Raw genomic sequence first — 16,559 nt, 5'->3', positions numbered from 1 at the left:
ATGACAAATCAGCTGATCGAGAAAATCGAAGTATTTAAAGCAGAAACGAAAAAAGAACTGCATAAAAAAATTCGTGAAGCTTCTAGCGGACCTTATAAAATCACAGATGAACGTGTTCGCCGGCTTGGTATTTTCAAAAAGCAATACGAAGTGACAGCAGTCATCACGAAGCAAGTTTCCATTGCGGACGGCAGACAGGATTTTGCCGAAAGATTAGAAGAAAAGATCCTGCGGGAGCGACCGAAAGATGCGATGCTGCTCAAAAAGGAAAAACTTTTGGAAATGTTGGCAGCAGGAGCAGAACTTGCTCAGTCAACGCCGCTTTTAGAAGAAAAAAAGATCACCCAGGCAGATTTCGAATCACTACGGGCAGAACTGGCAGCAGCAAACAAACAACTGTCCGAAAAATTATATCAAGAACGCATAGCCAGCAGCGATTTTGTCCGTTTCTTGAAAAAGATCGGAATCGATAGCAGTTATCATCCCCGTTTTATCAAACAAGTCCAAAAAGAATTGGGAGCAGTCGAAAGTCTGCATGAGGACGACTATCTGCCGTGGCTGAGATTAGCGATCGAAAAATCGATCCCGCCTTATCGGCCCGTCATACTAAAGCAACAACGGATCATTTCGCTGATTGGACAGACAGGCGTAGGAAAAACGACGACATTAGTCAAACTAGGCTGGCAGCTACTAGAACAAGGGGAAACGGTCGGCTTCATTACAACTGATACCTTCCGATCCGGTGCCGTCGAGCAGTTTCAAGGCTATGCCGATAAACTGGAAGCAGAGCTGATCGTGGCAAAGAGTCCAGAAGAGCTGAAAGAAGCAATCGATTATCTTACTTTTGTCAGCGGCGTCGACCATATTTTGATCGATACAGTTGGCAGAAACTATTTCGACGCAGAAACGATTGCAGAATTAGATGCTTATTATCAGATCATTCAACCTGACCTTACGTGCTTCGTATTTAACGCCAATAGTAGTACTGCTGACATTCAATTGATACTAGGCAAACTCGAAAATATTCCGATAGACGGTTTTATTGTTACTAAATTAGATGAAACAGCGCTATTAGGAAATTACTACCGCTTTACGCAAGAATTAACGCAGCCGATTCTGTGGGTCACAGACGGACAAACTATTTCCGAGCATATCCATATGCCAAGTGAACGCTGGGTTACAGATCGCTTGTTGGAAACAGACCACAAGGGAGGTAATGAGGTATGAAAGGACTTTATATCGGCGCAGCTGGAATGATGAACTACATGAAGCACCTCGACGTGCATTCCAATAACATCGCCAATAGTGAAACGGCCGGCTTTAAATTCGACCAGCTGACGAGCCAAGCGATGTCGCGCAAGCAAGTACAGTTTAATCAGGCAGATAGTGCGAAAACGATCGGCAGTGTCGATTATGCCGTACATCCGAATCAGACATTCGTCAACTTGAAACAGGGCTCCATGCAAGTTACTGGCCGCGATCTGGATTTCTTTCTCCATGATGCCGACTCGGAAGCTGGCAGTAGTTTCTTCGTTGCTGGTAAGGACGGCGAAACCTTTTTGACACGAGGCGGTTCTTTTTATTCCGACCAGAATGGTTTCTTGAAAACAAGCGACGGTGCTAATCTGCTGGCCGAAAACGGTACGGCGATTCAAGTGGGAGCACAGACGAAGGTCACTGTCGACACAGCCGGAAATATTCGCCGTGCGGACACTAATGAACTGCTTGGCAAACTACAAACTAAATTTATCGCAGCTGATCAGCGAGGTAATCTCGAAAAAAACGGATTAGGACAACTGACACTCAAGACAGGAACGATTCAAGGGCTTCCTGCTGGCAGGGCGCTGATCCAAAATGGTGTGCTGGAATCTTCTAATGTGGATATGAGCACGGAAATGGTGGAACTGATGGATAATCAGCGCATGGTCCAAGCATCGAGCAATATCATCAAGATGTTTGATACAGTTTACGATAAAGAATCAAGCGGACTACTTAGAAACTAATCTGAAATAAAAAAGGGAGGGGCTAAGCATGATCCCCAATTTAGAAAAAGATTATTATTTTTTTATCCGCGCAATCAAAAAAGAGTTTGGTCTTAGTTTGCATCTATATAAAGAAACACAGATGAAAAGAAGGATCTTGTCATTTTTGACAAAAAAAGGGTTTCAAACATTTGGGGAGTTTTTTAACCAGTTAAAACATAATTCGCAGCTGCTGGATGATTTTATTAGTCTGATCACGATCAATGTTTCCGCCTTTTTCCGCAATCGGCAGAAATGGCTGCAATTGGAAGAAGCAATCATTCCAAAGCTCGCGGAAGAGACGCGGGGGAGGATCAAGATCTGGAGTGCTGCTTGTTCTTCTGGGGAAGAGCCTTACACACTATCGATCTTGATGAACCGTTGCATGAATCGGCAGAACTATGAGATCGTCGCCACTGATATCGAACCGGCGATCTTGAAACGAGCTGTGATCGGCAGGTATTCGCCGCGGCAGCTGGAAGAGCTGACACCGGAAGAGAAAGAGCAGTATTTCGATAAACATCCAGATGGTACTTATGAGATATTGAAACAATATCGGCAAGCCATTCGCTTCAAACGTCATGATCTTTTAAATGACGAGTATGAAAAACATGTGGATCTGATCGTCTGTCGAAATGTCTTGATCTACTTTACCGCTGAAGGAAAAGATGCAATATACAGAGGGTTTGCAGCGTCGCTTCGCAAAGGCGGGATCTTATTTTTAGGTGGATCTGAACAAATATTGAATCCGGCAAGTTATGGTTTTGCGCTACTAGAAAACTTTTTTTACATAAAACTATAAGGGGTGAATGAAATGACGAGAGAAGAAAGTATCAAACGTTTAACTTTTTTTGAAGACAAACCGGGATTAGCTGAGCAGATCCTGCGGCTGGAAAAACAGGAACAGGTTTTTCTGCCGAATCAGTTTGAAATCAAACAGACGAGTGGGTATGAGATTGGGGAAAAAATCGTCCTGCTGGGAAGACTAGAAAATTTTTATTTCATCGGCATCAAAAAAACGGATGCATCGCTTTACCAATGTCAGGCATTTGTCGGGGAAGCAAGTGCGAAAGCGTTTTTCGTGAACTTGCCGGACATCGAAAAAGAACTGATGGCATTTTGGCTGAACGAAGTGGAATTAGTCCGATAAAACAGAAAGAAGGGATAGAATATGGAAATAACAACGATTATTGGGTTGATTCTTGCGGTCATAGTCATTGCCGGATCATTTTTGATCCAGCACATCTCGCTGGCGATGCTGTTTAGTGCCGAAGCCTTGATTGTTATCATTTTAGGAACGATCACGAGTGTTTTGATGGCACATCCGTGGAATGATGTGAAAAGAGTTCCGCAGCTTTTCAAAGTGTTGTTCACGACCGAAAGCGGCCCAAGTAAAATCGAAGTCTTGCGAACATTCAAGGAATATGCGGATACGATCAGACGAAGTGGTGTACTTGCTTTGGAAGAAGAAGTCGACGAGATCCCGGATAAGTTTCTGCGTCGCGGATTGCGTTTAGTTGTTGATGGCCAGTCTTCGCCGGAATTTCTGCGTGAAACGATGGAAGAAGAAGTTTCCTCGATGGAAGAACGACATGAAAACTACGCGAAGATCTTTGCGTCAGCAGGATCTTATGCACCGACCCTTGGAGTGCTCGGGGCGGCGATGGGACTTATCCATGCGATGGGGCAGATGTCCAATCCGGATAAGCTGAGCGAGGCGATCGCGGCGGCATTCGTATGTACGATTTTCGGTATCTTTACGGGTTACGTACTTTGGAATCCGTTTGCGAATAAATTACGGATAAAATCACGTCAGGAAGCGCATAAGCGTTATATGATCATTGAAGGCGTTGTCGCGCTGCAGGAAAGGAATGCACCGCGAATGATAGAAGAACGGTTATTGTCATTCTTAAGTCCACAAGAAAAGGATGCGCTGCTAAATGGAGACGGAGAAAAAACGAAACAAATGGAGGCGGTCAGCAGTGAGGCGTCGCAAGAAACACTCTGAGGAACATGTGGACGAATCATGGCTGCTCCCGTACAGTGATTTACTGACATTGCTTTTAGCTCTTTTTATTGTTTTATTTGCAACCAGCTCGATCGATGCGAAAAAATTCGAACAAATGGGAAATGCGTTTAAAAAAATCGTGGACGAAGGTGCTGCCGGAAATCAGGCACATGTCGCGAAAAGCAAAGACCCGACCAACATCAGTGCTGACGCGATCGAAAAAGCCATGGCAGCTCAAGATAAGCAGAAATCAGCAGCAGCTTCTAAAAAAGCATTGGAAAAACAGAATAAAATGCAACTCGAAGCTTTCAAGAAAAAGCTGGATAGCTACATTTCCACCGAACATTTAGAAGCGAAGTTGAGTACAAGATACGCAAACGATGGCTTGCTGATCACGATTCGTGATGATATTTTGTTTGACTCGGGAAGTGCTGAACTGAGTGCTAGCAAACGGAAAATCGCCAAAGAGATCGGTATGCTTTTTAAACAAGGCGACAGCAAAATGGAGGGGATCATCTCTGGACACACAGATGATGTCCCGATCCATACCGCAACTTACAAATCGAACTGGGAATTAAGTGCAGCTAGAGCTGTTAATTTCATGGAAGCGATCATTACTGAGAATACATCGCTTGATCCGGGGCTTTTCAGCGCACGCGGTTATGGCGAATACAAGCCAGTCGCTAAAAATGATAATGCGGTAGATCGTGAAAAAAACAGACGGGTCGAGATTATGGTCAGACCGCTGAACAACAAAGTGGAGGAAGAGTAGATGCAGATATATGTAGCCGGTTCCCACCGTTTAAGCGAGTGGGATAAAAAGGAAATCTATCAGTATTTAGAAAAATATGCGGCTGTGAATCATATCCATTTATTAGCGTTCAAATCGATTGAAAACGAAGTCCTGCGGTTTTTCTTAGAGAATGAAGCCCTGGCACCGCGGCTTTCGGTCTACACGCTACCTTCGCTGGAATGTTTGCCTGAGCCGTTTTGCGGAGCAATCACATATCTGCAGGAACTTGGCGCTTCGCATCAGCATTTTTATTATTATGATACCCAGATCGCTAAAACGAAATTAGAATTATTTCAAGAAGCGATCATTGAAAAAATGGATTTAGTTTGTTGTTTTTATAACGGCGATAAGCCGGCAGATATGATTCCAGTAGATGTGGCCAAACAGCTAGGCGTGCAAAGTGCGATCTATGACTTGCCTAAGCAGAAGAAGCATCTCATTTATCGGAGCAATGGGGATAAGATAAGACTAGTAAATTAATTGAGGAAGAGGGAGAATTATGCGACCATTAATTTCAATTTGTATGATAGTAAAAAATGAAGAAGCCGTTTTAAGACAAAGTTTGGCTTCTTTCCATGAGTTTGTTTCTGAGATCGTGATTGTAGATACGGGGTCTACAGACGATACGAAGAAAATCGCCAGCGAATTTACCGATAAAGTTTATGACTTTGAATGGGTAGGCAATTTTTCGGAAGCACGTAATTTTGCTGCAAAATATGCGACAGGGAAATGGATCGTTGTAGTGGATGCAGATGAATGCTTAGAAAAAGAAAATTATTTAGCAGTAGAAAGCTTCTTGAAAAGATTGACTCAAAAAGAAGAGATCTTTACAGGTGAGATCATCAGTTTCACTGGTGAAAAAGGAAGTGTTACTGTCACGAATAAAATGCCGCGTATTTACCGCAATAATGGGGATATCGCTTATCGCGGAGCTATTCATGAACAGTTATTCAATCGTCGCACAGGAAATACAGCTATTTCCGATTCTCCTTTGAAAATCTATCATTACGGGTATATGTCCGAAGTAGTCGACAGACAAGACAAAGTTGCCCGCAATCTAGAGATCTTGAAAAAAGAAATGAAGGAGGAGGAAAGTAGCGGCTTTGCAGAATTCAATTTGGGACAAGAACTATATCGCGAGCACAAATTTGAAGAAGCATTGCAGGCCTTTTCCAGAGCATTCCAAAAGCGCACAAGCAACCGCCTTGTCTGGGCAAAAATAAGTGCCCTCAATATCGCTAAGATCTTAGAAGCAAAAAAAGAATATGCCGATGCTTTAGCTATTTTGGAAGAAGCCCGCATTATTTGGCCGGATACGCCGGAATTCTTCTTGAAGAAAGCCGATATCAAACGCGCGCTCCATCAGCTCCCGGATGCAAAGAAAATCTATCATTATCTGATCGAGCAAACGGCAGTGATCTTCCAGCCGATCGCTTATTATGAAGCAACTTCTTTTCTGCCGCATAAAGCGCTTGGCGACATCTATCAAGTCGAGAAGGACTATGTCAAAGCAATCAAACATTACTCACTTGCCTATCAGCAAAACAGCAGCGACTATGAAGTGAAGTACCAAATGATCCAGCTGCTCAGCAAATTCCATTCGCCAAGTGAAGTGTATGACTTTATTTCACGCCACGGCTTCATTGAAAATGAAGAAGACGGCACGAAGATACTTTCTTTCACGACGCAATTAGGATTGGGGAATCTGTCAGCAATCATATTGAACAGCATGCCGGACTTAAATATCGTCTTGCAAGAGATCATGCAAGTGAAGATCCAAACCATTCAAAACATCTTCCCAGTGATCAGCAAGCAAGCTATTTTAGCTGGGATCCGAACCAACCTGATCGACGTGGCAGATTTATGTATCTGGCATTTTGAAAATGGCACATTGCCTATCGAACAGATCATGAAGAATAGCAATGCCGGCGAACTTTACCAATTCCTTTACGAAAATGGACCAGCTGTCGAGGAAGAACTCTACTTGTTCGTTATGGAACGCGGGATCGCGCTTGGCAAAGGCGAATTCATCGATCAATTATTAGTACTGCGCAGTCATTATGAGGATAGCATCAATAGCAGGATCGCGGATCTATTTTTCCAATATGACTATAAAGATATCGCGCTTGATCTATATAACACCGTAGATGCCAGTGCTGTTACTAAAGAAGGACATTTAAATTTGATCCAGTATTTAGTGGAAGAAAACATCACAGAGGAAGCATTATCGATCGTTGAACGTGGCCTTGATAATTTCGCCGCAGATTTCCGCTTTCATGAATGGGCGATCTTGCTGGATGAGACGAATCGAGAAATGCGTATCAGTGAGGCGATCGATGAATTCCCTGACAGCACGTATTTAGCAGAACTGCAAGGGAACTTGATCGATCTGGAGTCTGTAAACAAATAACCGAATAAGGGAGGTCAGCGTAATGGCTGAAGAAAAAGGTATTTTACTGCAAAGTGGAACAAATGAATTGGAGATCGTGACGTTTACGATCGGGCAAAACTTGTTTTGTATCAACGTATTGAAGGTAAAAGAAATCATCCAACCGTTAGAAGTTACCCCAGTGCCAGATTCGCATATGGCGATCGAGGGCGTTTCGCAGGTGCGCGGAGAGATCATGCCTGTCATCAATTTGGCACGCGTAATGAAATTACCGGAAGTAGATCCTGCTGATACGAAATTCATCATTACAGAGCTTAACCAAATGAAAATCGTCTTCCGCGTCGATGAAGTACACCGTATCCAACGTATTTCTTGGGAACAGATCGAAGAACCGGAAAAACTATCCATCGGTCTAGAAGATTTGGCAGTCGGAATCGTTAAATTAGATGGCAACATCATCCTGCTGCTCGATTATGAAAAAATCATCTATGAGATCAGCGGTAATTCGGACTTTGCTATTTCCGGAGAAGATAAAGTCAGCCAAGTCGTCAACCGTGAGGAAAAAACGATCTACATTGCGGAAGATTCCCCGATGCTTCGCCAGCTGCTTGAGAATACCCTTCACGAAGCCGGCTATAAGAACCTACACTTCTTTGTAAATGGGAAAGAAGCACAAGAACACATTTTCCGATTATTAAAAGAACAAAAAACGCAGGCTTTCGATAAATTGAATTTATTGATCACCGATATTGAGATGCCGCAAATGGACGGACATCATTTGACAAAAAGCATCAAAGAAGATGAGATCGGAAAAGAATTGCCGATCGTTATCTTCTCCTCTTTGATCACAGATGATCTTCACCATAAAGGCGAGGGTGTCGGCGCGGATGCACAGGTCAGCAAGCCAGATATCCACCAGCTGATCCATATTATAGACGATCTTATTTTATAATCAATTAAAAAAATGGCGGGGAGCATATGGCTCTATAATGCCATTTTTTTAATTATAAAAACATTTTTTTATATTTTAAAACAAAAATGTTGATTTTTTAAAAAAACGGGTATATAATAAAAATATAGAAGAGCACAGCACTTCTTACATATCGAACTAGGAGGGAAAAACATGCAAGTAAATACAAATATTATCAGTTTAAAAACGCAAGAATACCTTCGTAAAAATAATGAAGGAATGAACCAAGCGCAAGAACGTTTAGCTTCTGGTAAACGTATCAATAGTTCCGTAGATGACGCAGCTGGACTTGCAGTAGTTACGCGTATGAACGCGAAATCTACTGGTCTCGACACAGCAAGCAAAAACTCTTCTCAAGGGGTTGACTTGCTTCAAACTGCTGACTCCGCACTTAGCTCCATGACTTCTATCTTGCAACGTATGCGTCAATTGTCTGTACAAGCTTCCAACGGTACATTCAGCGCTGAAGACCGTGGTCAATACAGCAAAGAATTCGGTAGCTTGATCAAAGAATTGTCTCACGTAGCAGACAGCACAAACTACAACAACATCAATCTACTTGACGGAAGTGCTGCAACTGTTGCAGTTCAAGCTTCTGACAAAGCTAACGACACAATCAGCATCGACCTATTTGATGCAAGTGCACTTAAAGATACTGACATCGCTGTAACATCTGTTGCTGCTGATGGTACTGAAACTGCTGCTACTGTAGCTGGTTATGAAGGTCTATCTGTTGGTACTGCTGCTGATGCACAACAAGCAACACAAGCGATCGACAGCTTGATCAACTCTATCTCTGACGGACGTGCTGTACTTGGTGCAGGTATGAGCCGCTTGAACTACAACATTTCTAACGTAAACAGCCAATCGATCGCTACCAAGCAATCTGCTTCTTCTATCCAAGATGCTGACATGGCTGCTGAAATGTCCGAACAAACAAAATACAAAATCTTAACACAAACTTCTATCAGTATGCTTTCTCAAGCTAACCAAACTCCTCAAATGCTTACGCAATTGATTAACGGTTAATTTTTGAAATAAATAGCTAGATTTTATCGAACATTGTTATCCCCTTGACCCTTCGTCACCCCGGACGAAGGGTTTTTTATAATAAATTGTAAATTTTTTTAAAAATATTTGTTTTTATAATAAAAAAGGTAGAAATAACTTATTTTTTATTATAAAATGTTATTATGCAGTTTTTTTAAAAAACAAAATGAACGGAAGAATAGAGGGAGTTGTGTTTGGTGAAATTATTGATTGTCGACGATGCGATGTTTATGCGCACTATGATTAAAAACATTGTAAAAGATAGTGACTTCGAAGTGGTGGCAGAGGCAGAAAACGGTCTGGAAGCTGTTAAAAAATATGAGGAGTTCAAACCGGATCTCGTAACGCTGGATATCACAATGCCGGAAATGGACGGTCTGGAAGCCCTTGCCCAAATCATGGCGAAAGATCCAAATGCGAAAGTTATCATGTGTTCCGCAATGGGGCAACAGGGAATGGTCGTAGATGCAATCAAAAAAGGAGCAAAAGATTTCATCGTGAAACCGTTTCAAGCTGACCGTGTATTAGAGGCTTTAGAAAAAGCATCACAATGATAGATGCCAAAGGGAAATGAGGTTGGAATAAGGCATGAGTACAGATATGATGGAATTGTTCATTGAAGAAGCGACGGAACATTTGCAAGCATTGAATGACAACGTTCTGGAGCTGGAGAAAGATCCGCATAACAAGCAGCTTATCAGCGAGATTTTTAGATCCGCACATACTTTCAAAGGGATGTCAGCAACCATGGGATTTACAAATGTTGCTGATTTGACGCATGCCATGGAGAACGTTCTCGACGCTGTGCGCAAAGATGAGTTAGTCGTAACGGAACATTTAGTAGATATCATTTTTTCTTGTACTTCTCATTTAGAAACAATGGTAGCCGACATTTCCGAAGGTGGTCAGGGTGCAGCCGATATTTCCGCGACCGTGAAAGATTTAGAAAGCCTGCTTAGCGGCGAAGAAGTAATCGAAACAGAGACAGAAAAAAGCTATGAACTTAGCATTGAGATCGATCAAAATGCGATCCTCAAAGCAGTTCGTGCGGTCATGTGTCTGGAACGACTCGGTGAATTGGGCACGATCACCAAAACGCTCCCGGAAGCAGAAGCGATCGAACAGGAGCAGTTTGAGCAATCTTTCCAAGTATTCTTGGATACTACCGAAAAAGAAGCGCTGATCAAACAGACGATCCTCAATATTTCGGAAGTGAAAGCGATCGAGATAAAAGAAGTCGCAACCTTAGAAACACCAATTCAGACAACTGCAGCAACACCGCAGAAAAAGGTCCAAAAAGTAGAAAGCAAAAGCATCCGTGTTCAATTAGAGAAAATCGAAAAACTAATGAATATTTTTGAAGAGAGTGTCATCGAGCGAGCGAAAATCGATGAGATCGCTGAAAAAACACATAATAAAGAACTAATGGAACATTTAAAACGGTTTGGTACGATCTCAAAAGAGATCCAAAACGGTCTACTAGAAATGCGGATGGTTCCGATCGACAGCGTGTTTAACCGGTTTCCCAAAATGGTACGGACACTCGCAAAAGATCTTGGCAAAAAAATCGATTTGATCATTGAAGGCGCAGATACCGAAGTCGATAAGATCGTTATCGATGAAATCGGCGATCCGCTTGTTCATTTGATTCGCAATTCCGTCGATCATGGTGCTGAGACTATCGAAGTAAGACGAGCAAAAGGGAAGCAAGAAACGGCGACGATCCGCTTAGAAGCATTCCACAGCGGCAACAATGTCGTGATCCAGATCAAAGACGACGGCGCAGGGATCAACAAGCAGAAAGTCACTGAAAAAGCGATCAGCAATAATATCATCACCCAAGCAGAATCGACTAAAATGACAGATACAGAGATTTTTGAATTGTTATTCGCAAGTGGTTTTAGTACAGCTGATAAGGTTTCCGACCTATCCGGCCGAGGCGTGGGGCTTGATGTCGTGCGGAATACGATTTTAAAGATCGGTGGTAAGATAACTGTTGATTCTGTAGAAAATCAAGGTTCAACCTTCCGGATCGAGATTCCACTAACATTGTCGATCATTCAGTCGATGTTGGTAGAAACGAATGAACGGCGTTATGCATTGCCGCTATCCGGTGTAGCAGAAGCCATTACGATCGAAGCAAAAGAAATCCAGCTGATCAATGGCAAAAATCTTATCAACTATCGCGACAGTATCATCGAGGTGATCGATCTGGGCGAGAAATTTTATGAAGACAAGCTAGCAGAAAACGATGAATGCTTGCTACTAGTCGTTAAAAATGAAAAACGGACATTTGGCCTGGCAATCAAAGATATCATCGGTCAACGCGAGATCGTTTTGAAAACACTCGGCGGATTCTTCAGTGAGACGATGATCAACTTCTCAGGTGCCACGATCCTTGGAGATGGGAAAGTCGTTCTCGTCATTGATCTAGATAAGTTTTAAAAGGAGTTGACCAACATGGCGGAACAAGTTTATCAGGTAGAACTTCCTGAATGGGAACCAGTACCTAAAGGGAACCGTGATACTGGCGACCTGAAGCAAGTGGAGAATATCGGCGTCAATCTGATTGTCCGTCTCGGTAAAAAGCAAATGCCCGTGAAAGATATCGCGCGGCTTAATGTAGGCGACATATTAGAAGTCGAAAAGAAACCGGGTCATAAAGTAGAGATTTTTTTAGATGAAAAAAAAGTAGGAATAGGGGAGGCGATCTTGATGGATGAGAATTTCGGGATCGTTATTTCAGAAATAGATTAGAGTGGGGATAATGGAATTAAAAGCATTTTCAGCAATAAAAATGAAAATCGACCAAGAAAAAAATGAGGTAAGAAAAGAACTTGCCCAGCTGCTAAGAAAAAAAGAAAGCCTCGAGGAAAAACTATTGCACGAACGGAATGTTTTTCTGTCCAGGGGAAAAGCGGCGCAAGGGACATTTAAAGCAGGGAGCATCCAAAGTACGAGTTTTTCGGCAGCGCGAATGCAGCAGTTGACGAAAGAGATCGACATCGTCCACACGTATGTGGAACAGACAGAAAAAAGGGTAGAAATACTGAACGAAAAAGAAAAACAAACGACCAAAATGAAAACAGCTTTCCAAACACAGGAGCAGCAAAAAATAGAGAGAAAAGAAGAGCAGCTACTCAGAGAATTAAAAATGCTATTGACGAAATAGAGAGGGAGATAGGTGTGCAGCTTCTTAAAATTTTAGTGGGAAATGATTTAAAGAACAGTCCGGCGGCACAGAAAAACAATGAGCATAATGAAAATAAGCCTTTCTTGAAAGGTTTATTTCCATTTCTCCTGGAAAAAAGTGGAGAAAAACTACCGAAAGAAACTACAGACCAGCAAGATCCGAAAGCAGGGACATGGATACCGCCACTGCCGGTCATGCTAGTCCCAGTGAAAGAACCACCGGACGAAAGTTTGAATGACCATAAACTAGCTGATAAAAAGGAAGAAAAACCAGCAGAAGTTTCAGATAAACCGCAGCCAACGCCACCACCTGCATCGGCTCTTACGGCAGAACCACCACCGTCGATCGTTGAACAGCTTCAGTCACTAGCTAGCTTTTCTTTACCAGCCAAGCAGAATACATCAGAACGAAATGTAAAAGGACAGCTTCAAGCAGAACCCACGCAAGCAATCCGCATACCGACTAAGGAAGGCGCATCAGAGTTGCCGGTTTCAATAGAACAAAAAGCAGATTCGCAAAAAGCTGCTCTCAAAGAGTTCTTAGAAACGATACCATTGCAGAAAGATTTTTCGAAATTATTGAAAAAGGAAGTTACTGTCACAAAAGTCAACCTTGCAGAGATGCAGAAAGAAGCTGTTCATGAAAAAGAAAACCAAACATCTGTAGTTTGGCTTGACAAAGCGGTGAAAGAAGCTGCCCGAAATGAGCCAACTTCGGAAGCGATCCCACTCAAAAAGCTCGACAAAGAACTCGCGGCTCAGATCGAACAATTGCAGAAATGGCAAGTCAAACAAAGTCATGCTTATTTGACACTAACACCGGCAGCACTGGGAAAAGTCGATGTTTTAGTTAAAAAAACACCAGAACAGATCCTCTTACATATCGAGTATGAAAAACAGCAAGTGAAGCCGAAGATCGAGCAAATGATGCACGATATGCAGCAACGAATGAAGGAACGTGGCATTGACGTTCTTGTTTCATTGTCAGAAAAGCAAGTGCCGAAAGAAGAGGCCGCCCAGCCGAATTTATTTGACAAGCGTGATTCCGGCCAAGGGAAAAAAGACGAGCAGCGTGAACAACAGAAACAGAAGCAAGACGAGGAACAGGTAGAAAAGGCATTAGAAGATTACGAGGAGGCGACATAGGATGGACGGAGTAAACGGAGTAGCCAGTAGTGCAGCAGGTGCAGCAAATAATGACAGCAATGCGCTGACAAATGCAGCAACCAATTCACTGAATAAAGATGATTTCATGAAACTGTTCTTGACCAGTTTGCAATATCAAGATCCTTCCAGTCCGCTGGATACAAACCAAATGATGTCGCAGATGTCGCAACTCGCGATGATGGAGCAGGTATCCAACATGAGTTCAGCAGTCAATAAACTGTCTGACCAAGCACAAAGTTCAGCCATGCAGTCTGCGGTCGGATTCATCGGCAAATCGATCAAAGGTGTCAATTTGAATGGCGACGTCGTAAGTGGACTTGTAGAAAGTATTCAGCAGACAACAAATGGGGTTATGTTGAAGTTGAAAGATAATGATACTGTCGTGCCACTCACTTATATAACAGAAGTAAATAATTAAAAATACGTTTAGAAGAAGAGGGGATAATCAAAAATGAATCAAACTATGTATACTGCAATTTCGGGAATGAACGCTTTTCAACAAGCATTATCAGTCACATCTAATAATATTGCCAACGCCAACACGACTGGCTATAAAAGACAATCAGTTGTGTTCAACGACCTTTTATACCAAAACACATTGGGCTCTGTAACGAGCGGCCTTTATGCAGGAACAAATCCGATGAGCTTTGGTTCCGGTACCAAGATCGGTGCTGTGATCACGGATTACACAGCAGGTTCGCCAACAGCTACTGGCCGTAATAAAGACGCTGCACTTCAAGGCAACGGCTTCTTTATTGCCGGCGACCGTTCTGGCGGGAATGCAGTTTATACACGTGATGGTAGTTTCGCTGTTTCAAGTGATAATTTCCTAACTACACAGTCCGGAAAATATGTCATGGGTTATGCAACTGATAAAAACGGTAACGTGATCGATGGCAATTTGCGTCCGATCCAAATACCACTTAACAGCGCGATTCCGGGAGAAGCGACTAAAAATGCGAAACTAAGCGGGAATATTCCAACAGACTGGAAAGGCAAAGACACATTGACATCGGAAATCTCCGTCTATGATGATGCTGGCGGTAGTCATAAGCTACAAGTCGAACTAAAAGACGGTACACGTGCAGCAGACGGAAGTATTTCTTACAGTTACGAATTGAAAATCGACGGCAATGCACTTACTCCTGCTAGAACCGGCACGTTGAACTACAACGCACAAGGCGAACTGACAAACGCAGCCGCTTTAGAAAATATCAATGTTAACCAAACGATCCAAGGGAAAAATGTTTCTTTTGATTTCGATCTTAGCAAAATGACAAACTATGAAACAGAGCAAGTATTCTCTCCTTCTTCAGACGGTAAAGGCGCAGCAACAGTAAAAGATTTCGCTGTAACGGACGCTGGTTATATCGCAGTCAGCTATTCAGACGGAACCATCATTCCAGTTGCTCAGCTTGGCGTAGCAACTTTCTCGAACGTGGATGGTCTTGTGAAAAATGGTAATGGGGAATACACACCAGGGTTATCTTCTGGCGATCCAGTATTCGGCGTAGCAGGACAAAACGGTGCCGGCGGTATTAGCGGCGCGTCCTTAGAAGGCTCCAACGTTGATCTTTCGCAAGAGTTTGTCAACCTGATGACCTACCAAAGCGGATTCCAAGGAAATACAAAAGTAATTCGAGTTGCCGATGATGTAATGAAACAAATCGTCAACTTAATCCAATAGGAGTTTATCCATGGAAATAAAAAATGAGATCCCGCTTCAAATCGATTTTGAACTCGGTAGAACCAATCAACAAGTAGGAAATTTACTCGATTTAAAAAAAGGGACGATCTTCCGACTGGAATGTTCCACAGCTAACGTCGTGAAGATCGTGATTGCCGGGACCTGCATCGGGTATGGCGAAATTTTGACCAAAGATGGAAAACTGTTCGTCAAAATAGTAAAACTTGGCGATGCTGCTGAGTCTGACGACAGGGAGTGAAGGGAAAATGAGTGATAAGTTAAGTCAAGAACAAATCGACGCGCTCTTAAACCAAATGAGCGAAGGGAAAGTCGTTGATGAAACCACAGAGATCGGCGAATATGGCAAGTTTCATCCGTATGATTTTCACAAACCGGAAAAATTCGGTCCGGAACATTTAGAAAGCTTGAAAACATTGAGTTCTGCTTTTGCGAAAAAGACGATCGAATATGTTTCCCAGCGAATCCGTCTGCCGATCCATACTGAAGCAATGCTGGCAGATCAAGTATCCTTTGCAAGTGAATACGTGGACACAATGCCGAACGACAGCTATTTGTTCTGCATTATCGACCTCGGCGATCCCGAACTTGGACAAGTTATTGTGGAATACGATCTCGCCTTTTTGATCTATATCCACGAATGTCTGACGGGCGGCAGCGCAAAGCGGAAGTTTAGCGAACGTCGTCTGCTGTCTTCTTTTGAAGAACTTGCCTTAAAAAGCTTAGTGGATCTATCCTGTCAGGCACTTCAAGAAAGCTTTAAGAGTATCCACCCGATCGAACCGCAGCTAGTAGCCGTGGAAACCAATCCAGCACTACTGCGTGTCACATCATCCAATGACATGATGGCGCTTATCAATATCGATGTCAAATCCGATTATTGGATCAGCACGATCCGCGTTGGCGTCCCGTTCTTCTCCGTAGAATATATTATGGAAAAACTGGAAAATGTGGTGGAATATACCTTTGACAAGAGCCGTAATTTCGATGAAGAAGTGGAACAAGAGATTCATCAAGTCGAAAAAGATGCGATCATCAAAGTGGGCGATATCAAAATGACACTAGCAGAATTGGATGAGCTCGAAGTCGGGGATTGCTTGCTGACAGAAACGCATGTCAATCAGCCGCTAAAAGGATATTTATCGAACAAATGGAAATTCGAAAGTTATATGGGAAAAAGCGGAACACAAAAAGCAATCAAATTTTTGCGCCATACGGAGAAAGCGCAGCAGGAGAGATAAGGAGTGGAGAAAGCGTTGTTAAA

Annotated in this window: 19 protein-coding genes; all 19 read left to right on the top strand. The window is 42.8% G+C overall.

What is annotated here, in order from left to right; genetic code table 11:
• The gene (flhF, locus tag EL241_RS10070; RefSeq protein WP_126320549.1) at positions 1–1,227 is read left to right on the top strand and encodes a flagellar biosynthesis GTPase FlhF; all 1,227 of its coding nucleotides are present in this window, start codon (positions 1–3) and stop codon (positions 1,225–1,227) included.
• On the top strand, positions 1,224–2,003 hold the full coding sequence (locus EL241_RS10065; RefSeq protein ID WP_036105018.1) for a flagellar hook-basal body complex protein: 780 nt from the start codon (positions 1,224–1,226) through the stop codon (positions 2,001–2,003). The genes flhF and EL241_RS10065 overlap by 4 nt, the downstream gene beginning before the upstream one ends.
• Positions 2,004–2,031: 28 nt before the next feature.
• Positions 2,032–2,823, top strand: a complete 792-nt coding sequence (locus EL241_RS10060) for a CheR family methyltransferase (RefSeq protein WP_003754660.1) — start codon at positions 2,032–2,034, stop codon at positions 2,821–2,823.
• 12 nt (positions 2,824–2,835) lie between these two features.
• Positions 2,836–3,171 (top strand): DUF3964 family protein, encoded by a 336-nt coding sequence (locus tag EL241_RS10055; RefSeq protein ID WP_036105023.1) that lies wholly within the window; start codon positions 2,836–2,838, stop codon positions 3,169–3,171.
• Between the two features lie 21 nt (positions 3,172–3,192).
• Positions 3,193–4,029 carry a flagellar motor stator protein MotA gene (gene motA, locus EL241_RS10050; RefSeq protein ID WP_003754665.1) on the top strand — a complete coding sequence of 279 codons (837 nt, stop codon included), beginning with the start codon at positions 3,193–3,195 and terminating at the stop codon, positions 4,027–4,029.
• Entirely contained in the window at positions 3,962–4,801 is an 840-nt protein-coding gene (locus tag EL241_RS10045; protein WP_050776972.1) for a flagellar motor protein MotB, read from the top strand. Before motA ends, EL241_RS10045 begins: the two co-directional genes overlap by 68 nt.
• Positions 4,802–5,302, top strand: a complete 501-nt coding sequence (locus tag EL241_RS10040) for a hypothetical protein (protein WP_003754669.1) — start codon at positions 4,802–4,804, stop codon at positions 5,300–5,302.
• A 19-nt stretch (positions 5,303–5,321) separates the two neighbouring features.
• Complete coding sequence (locus tag EL241_RS10035) at positions 5,322–7,232, top strand: tetratricopeptide repeat-containing glycosyltransferase family 2 protein (RefSeq protein WP_052009113.1); 1,911 nt, start codon at positions 5,322–5,324, stop codon at positions 7,230–7,232.
• A 22-nt stretch (positions 7,233–7,254) separates the two neighbouring features.
• A complete protein-coding gene (locus tag EL241_RS10030) occupies positions 7,255–8,163 on the top strand; it encodes a chemotaxis protein (protein ID WP_003754673.1) in 909 nt (302 codons plus the stop codon).
• A gap of 171 nt (positions 8,164–8,334) precedes the next feature.
• Positions 8,335–9,210, top strand: coding sequence for a FliC/FljB family flagellin (locus EL241_RS10025; protein ID WP_036105025.1), 876 nt, complete (start codon positions 8,335–8,337; stop codon positions 9,208–9,210).
• A gap of 215 nt (positions 9,211–9,425) precedes the next feature.
• On the top strand, positions 9,426–9,785 hold the full coding sequence (locus EL241_RS10020; protein ID WP_036105027.1) for a response regulator: 360 nt from the start codon (positions 9,426–9,428) through the stop codon (positions 9,783–9,785).
• 34 nt (positions 9,786–9,819) lie between these two features.
• Complete coding sequence (locus EL241_RS10015) at positions 9,820–11,676, top strand: chemotaxis protein CheA (RefSeq protein WP_036105030.1); 1,857 nt, start codon at positions 9,820–9,822, stop codon at positions 11,674–11,676.
• Between the two features lie 15 nt (positions 11,677–11,691).
• Positions 11,692–11,988, top strand: coding sequence for a FliM/FliN family flagellar motor switch protein (locus EL241_RS10010; RefSeq protein ID WP_003754677.1), 297 nt, complete (start codon positions 11,692–11,694; stop codon positions 11,986–11,988).
• A gap of 10 nt (positions 11,989–11,998) precedes the next feature.
• Positions 11,999–12,403 carry a hypothetical protein gene (locus EL241_RS10005; RefSeq protein WP_126320548.1) on the top strand — a complete coding sequence of 135 codons (405 nt, stop codon included), beginning with the start codon at positions 11,999–12,001 and terminating at the stop codon, positions 12,401–12,403.
• Positions 12,404–12,417: 14 nt separating this feature from the next.
• A complete protein-coding gene (gene fliK / locus EL241_RS10000; protein WP_052009115.1) occupies positions 12,418–13,569 on the top strand; it encodes a flagellar hook-length control protein FliK in 1,152 nt (383 codons plus the stop codon).
• 1 nt (position 13,570) lies between these two features.
• Positions 13,571–14,008: a flagellar hook capping FlgD N-terminal domain-containing protein gene (locus tag EL241_RS09995; RefSeq protein WP_003754680.1), complete on the top strand. Its 438-nt coding sequence runs from the start codon at positions 13,571–13,573 to the stop codon at positions 14,006–14,008.
• A 33-nt stretch (positions 14,009–14,041) separates the two neighbouring features.
• Positions 14,042–15,277, top strand: a complete 1,236-nt coding sequence (locus tag EL241_RS09990) for a flagellar hook protein FlgE (RefSeq protein ID WP_003754681.1) — start codon at positions 14,042–14,044, stop codon at positions 15,275–15,277.
• Between the two features lie 10 nt (positions 15,278–15,287).
• A complete protein-coding gene (locus tag EL241_RS09985) occupies positions 15,288–15,536 on the top strand; it encodes a flagellar motor switch protein FliN (RefSeq protein WP_003754683.1) in 249 nt (82 codons plus the stop codon).
• Between the two features lie 7 nt (positions 15,537–15,543).
• On the top strand, positions 15,544–16,536 hold the full coding sequence (fliM, locus tag EL241_RS09980; RefSeq protein ID WP_126320547.1) for a flagellar motor switch protein FliM: 993 nt from the start codon (positions 15,544–15,546) through the stop codon (positions 16,534–16,536).
• Positions 16,537–16,559: the final 23 nt, after the last annotated feature.

The organism is Listeria grayi (genome assembly GCF_900638015.1).
Lineage (GTDB): Bacteria > Bacillota > Bacilli > Lactobacillales > Listeriaceae > Listeria > Listeria grayi.
This window is presented reverse-complemented; position numbering and strand designations above follow the sequence as displayed.

Excerpts from the sequence above, each read along its gene's own strand:
- motA (WP_003754665.1), top strand. The coding sequence starts at position 3,193 with ATGGAAATAACAACGATTATTGGGTTGATTCTTGCGGTCATAGTCATT.
- fliM (WP_126320547.1), top strand. The coding sequence starts at position 15,544 with ATGAGTGATAAGTTAAGTCAAGAACAAATCGACGCGCTCTTAAACCAA.
- EL241_RS10030 (WP_003754673.1), top strand. The coding sequence starts at position 7,255 with ATGGCTGAAGAAAAAGGTATTTTACTGCAAAGTGGAACAAATGAATTG.
- flhF (WP_126320549.1), top strand. The coding sequence starts at position 1 with ATGACAAATCAGCTGATCGAGAAAATCGAAGTATTTAAAGCAGAAACG.
- EL241_RS10015 (WP_036105030.1), top strand. The coding sequence starts at position 9,820 with ATGAGTACAGATATGATGGAATTGTTCATTGAAGAAGCGACGGAACAT.
- EL241_RS10055 (WP_036105023.1), top strand. The coding sequence starts at position 2,836 with ATGACGAGAGAAGAAAGTATCAAACGTTTAACTTTTTTTGAAGACAAA.
- EL241_RS10060 (WP_003754660.1), top strand. The coding sequence starts at position 2,032 with ATGATCCCCAATTTAGAAAAAGATTATTATTTTTTTATCCGCGCAATC.
- EL241_RS10040 (WP_003754669.1), top strand. The coding sequence starts at position 4,802 with ATGCAGATATATGTAGCCGGTTCCCACCGTTTAAGCGAGTGGGATAAA.
- EL241_RS10065 (WP_036105018.1), top strand. The coding sequence starts at position 1,224 with ATGAAAGGACTTTATATCGGCGCAGCTGGAATGATGAACTACATGAAG.
- EL241_RS09985 (WP_003754683.1), top strand. The coding sequence starts at position 15,288 with ATGGAAATAAAAAATGAGATCCCGCTTCAAATCGATTTTGAACTCGGT.
- EL241_RS09990 (WP_003754681.1), top strand. The coding sequence starts at position 14,042 with ATGAATCAAACTATGTATACTGCAATTTCGGGAATGAACGCTTTTCAA.
- EL241_RS10010 (WP_003754677.1), top strand. The coding sequence starts at position 11,692 with ATGGCGGAACAAGTTTATCAGGTAGAACTTCCTGAATGGGAACCAGTA.
- EL241_RS10025 (WP_036105025.1), top strand. The coding sequence starts at position 8,335 with ATGCAAGTAAATACAAATATTATCAGTTTAAAAACGCAAGAATACCTT.
- EL241_RS09995 (WP_003754680.1), top strand. The coding sequence starts at position 13,571 with ATGGACGGAGTAAACGGAGTAGCCAGTAGTGCAGCAGGTGCAGCAAAT.
- EL241_RS10045 (WP_050776972.1), top strand. The coding sequence starts at position 3,962 with ATGGAGACGGAGAAAAAACGAAACAAATGGAGGCGGTCAGCAGTGAGG.
- EL241_RS10005 (WP_126320548.1), top strand. The coding sequence starts at position 11,999 with ATGGAATTAAAAGCATTTTCAGCAATAAAAATGAAAATCGACCAAGAA.
- EL241_RS10035 (WP_052009113.1), top strand. The coding sequence starts at position 5,322 with ATGCGACCATTAATTTCAATTTGTATGATAGTAAAAAATGAAGAAGCC.